The 6,437-nt window shown below is 60.8% G+C and carries 7 protein-coding genes; 5 read left to right on the top strand and 2 right to left on the bottom strand.

Features of this window, described 5'->3' with window-relative positions; genetic code table 11:
- The coding region (locus NKI70_RS03710; protein ID WP_352724299.1) for an S-(hydroxymethyl)glutathione dehydrogenase/class III alcohol dehydrogenase at positions 1-1,078 on the bottom strand (1,078 nt) is incomplete at its 3' end.
- Positions 1,079-1,395: 317 nt separating this feature from the next.
- On the opposite strand from NKI70_RS03710, the gene NKI70_RS03705 reads away from it, so the two are divergent.
- From NKI70_RS03705 to NKI70_RS03685, 5 genes are all read left to right on the top strand, one after another.
- Complete coding sequence (locus tag NKI70_RS03705) at positions 1,396-2,571, top strand: lanthanide ABC transporter ABC transporter substrate-binding protein PedA1 (RefSeq protein ID WP_352724317.1); 1,176 nt, start codon at positions 1,396-1,398, stop codon at positions 2,569-2,571.
- 21 nt (positions 2,572-2,592) lie between these two features.
- On the top strand, positions 2,593-3,558 hold the full coding sequence (locus NKI70_RS03700; RefSeq protein ID WP_352541893.1) for a YVTN family beta-propeller repeat protein: 966 nt from the start codon (positions 2,593-2,595) through the stop codon (positions 3,556-3,558).
- Positions 3,559-3,656: 98 nt separating this feature from the next.
- On the top strand, positions 3,657-4,445 hold the full coding sequence (locus NKI70_RS03695; RefSeq protein WP_352724298.1) for a lanthanide ABC transporter ATP-binding protein PedB/LutE: 789 nt from the start codon (positions 3,657-3,659) through the stop codon (positions 4,443-4,445).
- A gap of 11 nt (positions 4,446-4,456) precedes the next feature.
- A complete protein-coding gene (locus NKI70_RS03690) occupies positions 4,457-5,317 on the top strand; it encodes a lanthanide ABC transporter permease protein PedC (RefSeq protein WP_352450693.1) in 861 nt (286 codons plus the stop codon).
- The gene (locus NKI70_RS03685) at positions 5,317-5,946 is read left to right on the top strand and encodes a hypothetical protein (protein WP_352724297.1); all 630 of its coding nucleotides are present in this window, start codon (positions 5,317-5,319) and stop codon (positions 5,944-5,946) included. The genes NKI70_RS03690 and NKI70_RS03685 overlap by 1 nt, the downstream gene beginning before the upstream one ends.
- Before the next feature lie 27 nt (positions 5,947-5,973).
- Here the strand turns inward: NKI70_RS03685 and NKI70_RS03680 are convergent, their stop codons facing one another.
- Positions 5,974-6,174, bottom strand: coding sequence for a hypothetical protein (locus tag NKI70_RS03680; RefSeq protein ID WP_352724296.1), 201 nt, complete (start codon positions 6,172-6,174; stop codon positions 5,974-5,976).
- Between the last annotated feature and the right edge of the window lie 263 nt (positions 6,175-6,437).

Raw genomic sequence — 6,437 nt, 5'->3', positions numbered from 1 at the left:
AGCCCTTGTTGATGTCCTCGAGCGTCAGCGTGTGGGTGATCATCGGATCGATCTCGATCTTGCCGGCCATGTACCAGTCGACGATTTTCGGCACGTCGGTGCGGCCGCGCGCGCCGCCGAAGGCGGTGCCCATCCAGGTGCGGCCGGTGACCAGCTGGAACGGCCGCGTCGAGATCTCCTGGCCGGCGCCGGCAACGCCGATGACGACCGACTTGCCCCAGCCGCGATGCGACGCTTCTAGCGCCTGCCGCATCACCTTGGTGTTGCCGGTGCAGTCGAACGTGTAGTCGGCGCCGCCGATCTGGTCGGCGCCGCGCTTGGTCATGTTGACGAGATGAGCCACGACATCGCCGTCGATCTCCTTCGGATTGACGAAATGCGTCATGCCGAATTTCTCGCCCCATTCCTTCTTGTCGTTGTTCAGGTCGACGCCGATGATCATGTCGGCGCCGGCAAGGCGCAGGCCCTGGATGACGTTGAGGCCGATGCCGCCGAGGCCGAACACGACCGCCGTCGCGCCTTGCTCGACCTTGGCGGTGTTGATGACAGCACCGATGCCGGTGGTGACGCCGCAGCCGATGTAGCAGATCTTGTCGAACGGGGCGTCGGCATTGACCTTGGCCACCGCGATCTCGGGCAGCACGGTGAAGTTGGAAAAGGTCGAGCAGCCCATATAGTGGAACAGCTTGTCCTTGCCGATCGAGAAGCGCGAGGTGCCGTCAGGCATCAAGCCCTGTCCCTGCGTGGCGCGGATGGCGGTGCACAGATTGGTCTTGCGCGACAGGCAGGACGGGCACTGCCGGCATTCCGGCGTGTAGAGCGGGATGACATGGTCACCCTTCCTGACCGAGGAGACGCCCTTGCCGACGTCGACGACGATGCCGGCGCCCTCATGGCCGAGGATCGCCGGAAACAGGCCTTCCGGGTCGGCGCCCGACAGCGTGAACTCGTCGGTGTGGCAGATGCCGGTTGCCTTGATCTCGACCAGCACCTCGCCATCACGCGGACCTTCGAGGTCGACCTCCATGATCTCCAGCGGCTTTCCGGCGGCGACGGCGACAGCGGCGCGCGTTTTCATCAGGCAGTTCTCCCAAGACGAACCATAGAGTTTCACATTCCGCCATTGCTGCGGATGAGACCGCAACACGCTCATTCATCGCCGTATCCCCGCGAAAAGGAATAGGACTAAAGCAGACACGTAAGTTCACTTGCAGGGCTTTGATAAATCTTGTGGCGTCCGCTAAGCTCATTGTGGGCACCTTGAATTCGCGCTGGTCCGGGAACAATCGGACTTTAGTGCAAGAATGGGCAGTTTTATCGATGACGAGCGCGGTGCCAGGCACTCTCGTGGCCTTTTTGTGCTTTTTTTTCCAGACCGCCAACGTTACAGGCGTGATGGCCCAGGAAGTGACGGGCAAGCAACCGGTCGCAGCCGACAGGCCGGAAAGAAAGATAACCGAAATCAGAATAGGTTATTTGCGGGCCTACGCGCCGCAACTGGCGCTTTCCCTGCTGGACCTGCCGCCACGCGACGAAGGTGTCGCCGGCGCCAATGTGGCGATCGGCGATAACAACACGACAGGAAAGTTCCTCAGCCAGAAATTCAGCCTCGACATAGCCGAGGTCAAGCCGGACGGCGACGCGGTTCAGGCGTTCAACGATCTGATTGCCAAAGGTGACCGCTATATTGTCGCTGACCTCTCGGCCAGGCAATTGCTGTCGATCGCCGACATCGCCCGCGACAAGGGCGTTCTGGTCTTCAATGTCGGTGCCACAGACGACAGCCTGCGCGAGGAAGACTGCCGCATAAACATTTTCCATGTGGCGCCGACACGAAGCATGCTGGCTGACGCGCTGGCGCAGTATCTCGTGACAAAGAAATGGCCGAATTGGGTGCTGCTCTATGGTTCGCATGAGCGGGATCATCTCTATGCGGCCGCGTTGCGCCGCGCGGCGGCTCGCTTCGGCGGTCAGATCGTCGCCGAGAAGGAGTTCAAAGACACTGGCACGGCGCGCCGCACCGACACCGGCGCCACGCAGATACAGCAGCAGATTTCCGTGTTCACGCAGGATCTGCCGGAGCACGACGTGGTGCTTGTCGCCGATGAGAGCGAGGTGTTCGGAACCTATGTGCCCTACCGCACCTGGACACCGCGGCTGGTCGCTGGCACGGCCGGTCTTGTCGCATCGTCCTGGCATCCCGCGAGCGAGCAATGGGGTGGCATTCAAATGCAAAGCCGTTTCCTGAAGACGACCGGCCGGCGAATGCTGTCCAAGGATATGTCGGCCTGGACGGCGGTGCGGGCGGTGGGCGAAGCCAGCACACGGACCAATGGCGACGATCCGAAGAAGATCAGCGACTACATCCGCTCGGACGATTTCTCGGTCGCCGCCTTCAAAGGACAGAAGCTGACCTTCCGCAAGTGGAACCATCAGCTTCGCCAGCCAATCCTGCTCGGCGACACCAAATCCGTGGTCTCGACATCGCCACAGGAGGGTTATCTTCACCAAATCTCCGAGCTCGATACGCTCGGCGTCGATCAGCCGGAAACGAGATGCGTCCTTAAGTAGAACCAATCGGGAGGAATTTTCGTGCAGAGACGAGCTTGCGCACTCGCCATTCTCGGCTTCATGGCCAATCCGGCGTGGGCTTACACCGTTTATGTCTCCAACGAGAAAGACAATACGATAACGGTCGTCGACACGGCGACGATGCAAGTGGTGAAGACCGTCGAAGTCGGCCAGAGGCCGCGCGGTATCACCATCTCGCATGACGGCAAGTTCATCTATTTGTGCGCCAGCGATGACGATACGATCGAAATCATCGATACCGCGACGCTGCAGATCGTTGGCACGCTGCCATCAGGCCCCGATCCCGAACTGTTCGTGCTTTCGCCCGACGGCAAGACGCTCTACGTCGCCAACGAGGACGACAATCTCGTCACCGCGATCAACGTCGAGAGCAAGCAGGTCATGACCGAGATTCCCGTTGGGGTGGAGCCTGAAGGCATGGCCGTCAGTCCCGATGGCAAAACCATGGTCAACACCTCCGAAACCACCAGCATGGCGCATTTCATCGACACCGACAGCCATGAGGTGACCGACAACGTCCTGGTCGACACGCGTCCGCGCTTTGCGCAATTCAAGCCCGACGGATCACAGATCTGGGTCAGTGCCGAAATCGGCGGTACCGTCAGCGTCATCGACAGTCTCAAACGCGAGGTGGTGAAGAAGATCCAGTTCGCGATTGCGGGACTGCGGCCCGAAACCATCCAGCCGGTCGGCATCGCAATCAGCGCGGACGGCAAGAAAGCCTATGTCGCGCTCGGCCCAGCGAACCACGTCGCCGTCATCAACACCGAAACCTACGAGGTGGAAAAATACATCCTGGTCGGCCAGCGCGTCTGGCATCTCGACTTCACCCCCGATCAGAAGACGCTGATCACCACCAACGGCAATTCCAACGACATCACCTTCATCGACACGGCGACGGACGAGCCGGTTCAATCGGTTACGGTGGGCCAGCAGCCTTGGGGCGTGGCCATATCGCCCCACTAGACCGCAGCAATGATCAGGGAGGCCGACGTGATGAATATTTGCCGCGGGGATGTTGCAAGTGCACTAGATGACCAGCGCGCCCCGAAGGAGCCAGCGGCATGCAGCATGTGAGGACAAGCGGAGCTGGAGAGGAGGTGGCAGCGCTCGATGTTGCCGGCATCAGCCATTCCTATGGTCCGAAGCGAGTGCTCCAGGACGTCTCGTTCTCGATCGCGCCGGGAACTTTCACCGTTCTGCTCGGCCTCAATGGGGCCGGCAAGACAACTTTGTTCTCACTGATCAGCCATCTTTACGGCACCCGCCGCGGATCGATCCGCATCTTCGGCCATGACGTCAGCCGCGCTTCGGGCGAAGCGCTCAGGCGTGTCGGCATCGTATTCCAGGCACGCACGCTCGACCTCGACCTCAGCGTCCACCAGAACCTCTCCTACCACGCCTCGCTGCATGGCATTGGCGGACACCAAGCCCGGCAGCGCATTGCCGCGCTGCTCGATACAGTCAACATGCAGGGCCGTCAGCATGACAAGGCACGCAGTCTTTCCGGCGGCCAAATGCGGCGCATCGAGATCGCGCGGGCGCTGCTCCACCGCCCTTCCCTGCTGCTGCTCGACGAGGCGACGGTCGGTCTCGACATCCAGTCGCGTGCGGGCATTTTGGCCACCATCCGCAAACTCGTCGAAACCGAGGGCATCGGTGTGCTGTGGGCGACGCATCTGATCGATGAGGTCGAAGACGGCGACCATGTCGTCGTGCTGCGGCAGGGCGACCTGGTTGCCAAGGGTAAGGTGGCCGATGTCGTTGCGACGAGCGGTGCCAGTTCGATCCGCGACGCCTTTTCCAGGCTCAACCGCATCGAAACAAGCGGCATCGCGGAGATGTCGCCATGAGCGCTCCCGCAATGCCGGCAAAAGTCGCCACCCTCACGCCGGTGAAGTTCGAACAGTTTGGGCTCCACCACTACCTCGTTTGCCTCAAAGGGATCGTCGTGCGGGAGTGCCTGCGCTTCCTGCATCAGCGCGAGCGCTTTATATCCTCGCTGGTTCGGCCGCTCGTCTGGCTGTTCATTTTTGCCGCCGGATTCCGGCAGGTGCTCGGCGTATCGATCATCCCGCCCTACAAGACCTACGTGCTCTACGAGGTCTACATCACGCCGGGCCTGTGCGGCATGATTCTGCTGTTTTCGGGCATGCAGTCTTCGCTGTCGATGGTCTATGATCGCGAAATGGGCAACATGCGCACCCTGCTGGTCAGCCCCTTCCCGCGTTGGTTTTTACTGATCTCGAAGATGCTCGCCGGTGTCGCCGTGTCGATCGCGCAGGTTTACGCGTTCCTGATCGTTGCCTGGTTCTGGGGCGTCAAGGCGCCGCCGCTTGGCTATCTCACCGTGCTGCCGGCGCTGTTCCTGTCAGGCATGATGCTGTGCGCGCTCGGCATGCTTCTGTCCTCAATGATCAAGCAGCTCGAAAACTTCGCTGGCATCATGAACTTCGTCATCTTTCCCGGCTATTTCGCTTCTCCGGCACTCTATCCCTTGTGGCGTATCCAGGAGGCTAGCCCCCTGCTCTACAAAATCTGCCTCGCCAATCCATTTACTTACGCCGTCGAACTGATCCGCTTCGCCTTCTACGGCCAGGTTGACTGGCTGTCGCTGGGCGTCGTTGCCGGCTGCACGCTGCTGTTCCTTGCCGCCGCCATCATCGCCTACGACCCTTCGCGCGGCCTGATGACCCGCAAACAGGACACGGGAGGAAATGCCTGATGGCGCGAATGATCCATGTTCGCGGTCTGGCTCTGGTCGCCATGCTCGCGCCGGGCGTCAACGCCATGGCGGCCAACCCCGATCCAGACTGGCCCTGCATGCAGCGCAAGGTGCCGCAACTCTCGCTCGGCCAGATCTGGAGCGGACCGGACCTTCCTTCAGCGGCGAAGGACTGGTCGAAGGACCCCACCATCTCCGCCCTGATCGAGGAAGTGGCAGCTCGCCGGATGCCGATTGCGGAAGCTCAAAAGAAGATCAGGGATTTCGCGGCCTCCTTGCCGGCCGAGCAACTTGCACCCAAAATGGCGATGATGGTGCAAGGCATGTTCGACCACCTGGACGCCGAGCGCTCGCAGGTGATCTCCGGCATTTCCCGCTACGCCCACAAGCAGCTCGAAATGGCCGCCGCGTTGCGCAAGGAAGGGTCCGATGTCGATGCGTTGCGGGCAAAGCCGGATGCAGATCCCGAAGAGATCGATCGGCGAACCGAACAGCTGAAATTCGCAACGCGAATTTTCAATGAACGCGTCCAATCACTGACCTACGTCTGTGAAGTGCCGACGATAATCGAGCAGCGGCTTTATCAATTGTCCAAGGCCGTCTCGGAAACGCTCGCCGCGAAGAAATAGAACCTCATTCGATCTTCGCGGCGGATATCACGATCCACGGCCGGGCAGCACGCGCCAGCGCTGAACGAAATAACGGGGATGCGTCTCGATCCACTGGGCTACCAGCGATTGCGCCTGCATGAAGGCGGTCCCGGGATTCATCGCCAGGCCGTCCACCATCTGTTCGCGTTGTTCACAGGTCTGCGGCACATCCGTCAGGCAGACCATCATAACGAGCGTGTAGAGCATTACCCCTTGTCCCCTTCGATTCCCGAACCCCATGCCCGGGAGTTTCCGTGATACCGACCAGTCTGCAGGGATCGCACATACGGATCACTTACGGGTGTGAAAGGAACGTGGCCCCCGCTCTTTCGCGCCCAAATATAAAATGGCGCAAATATACCGCCAATCACCGCTGGGCGGGGGCGCGGCCGGACGCGCATCTAATATGCGCGTCCGGCTGTGCCAGTGCCAAAAAATGTGAACTCCTGGAACGCGCTCTCGCATGGGCT

The sequence above is a fragment of the Mesorhizobium sp. M0500 genome, assembly GCF_040321165.1.
Taxonomy (GTDB): domain Bacteria; phylum Pseudomonadota; class Alphaproteobacteria; order Rhizobiales; family Rhizobiaceae; genus Mesorhizobium.
This window is presented reverse-complemented; position numbering and strand designations above follow the sequence as displayed.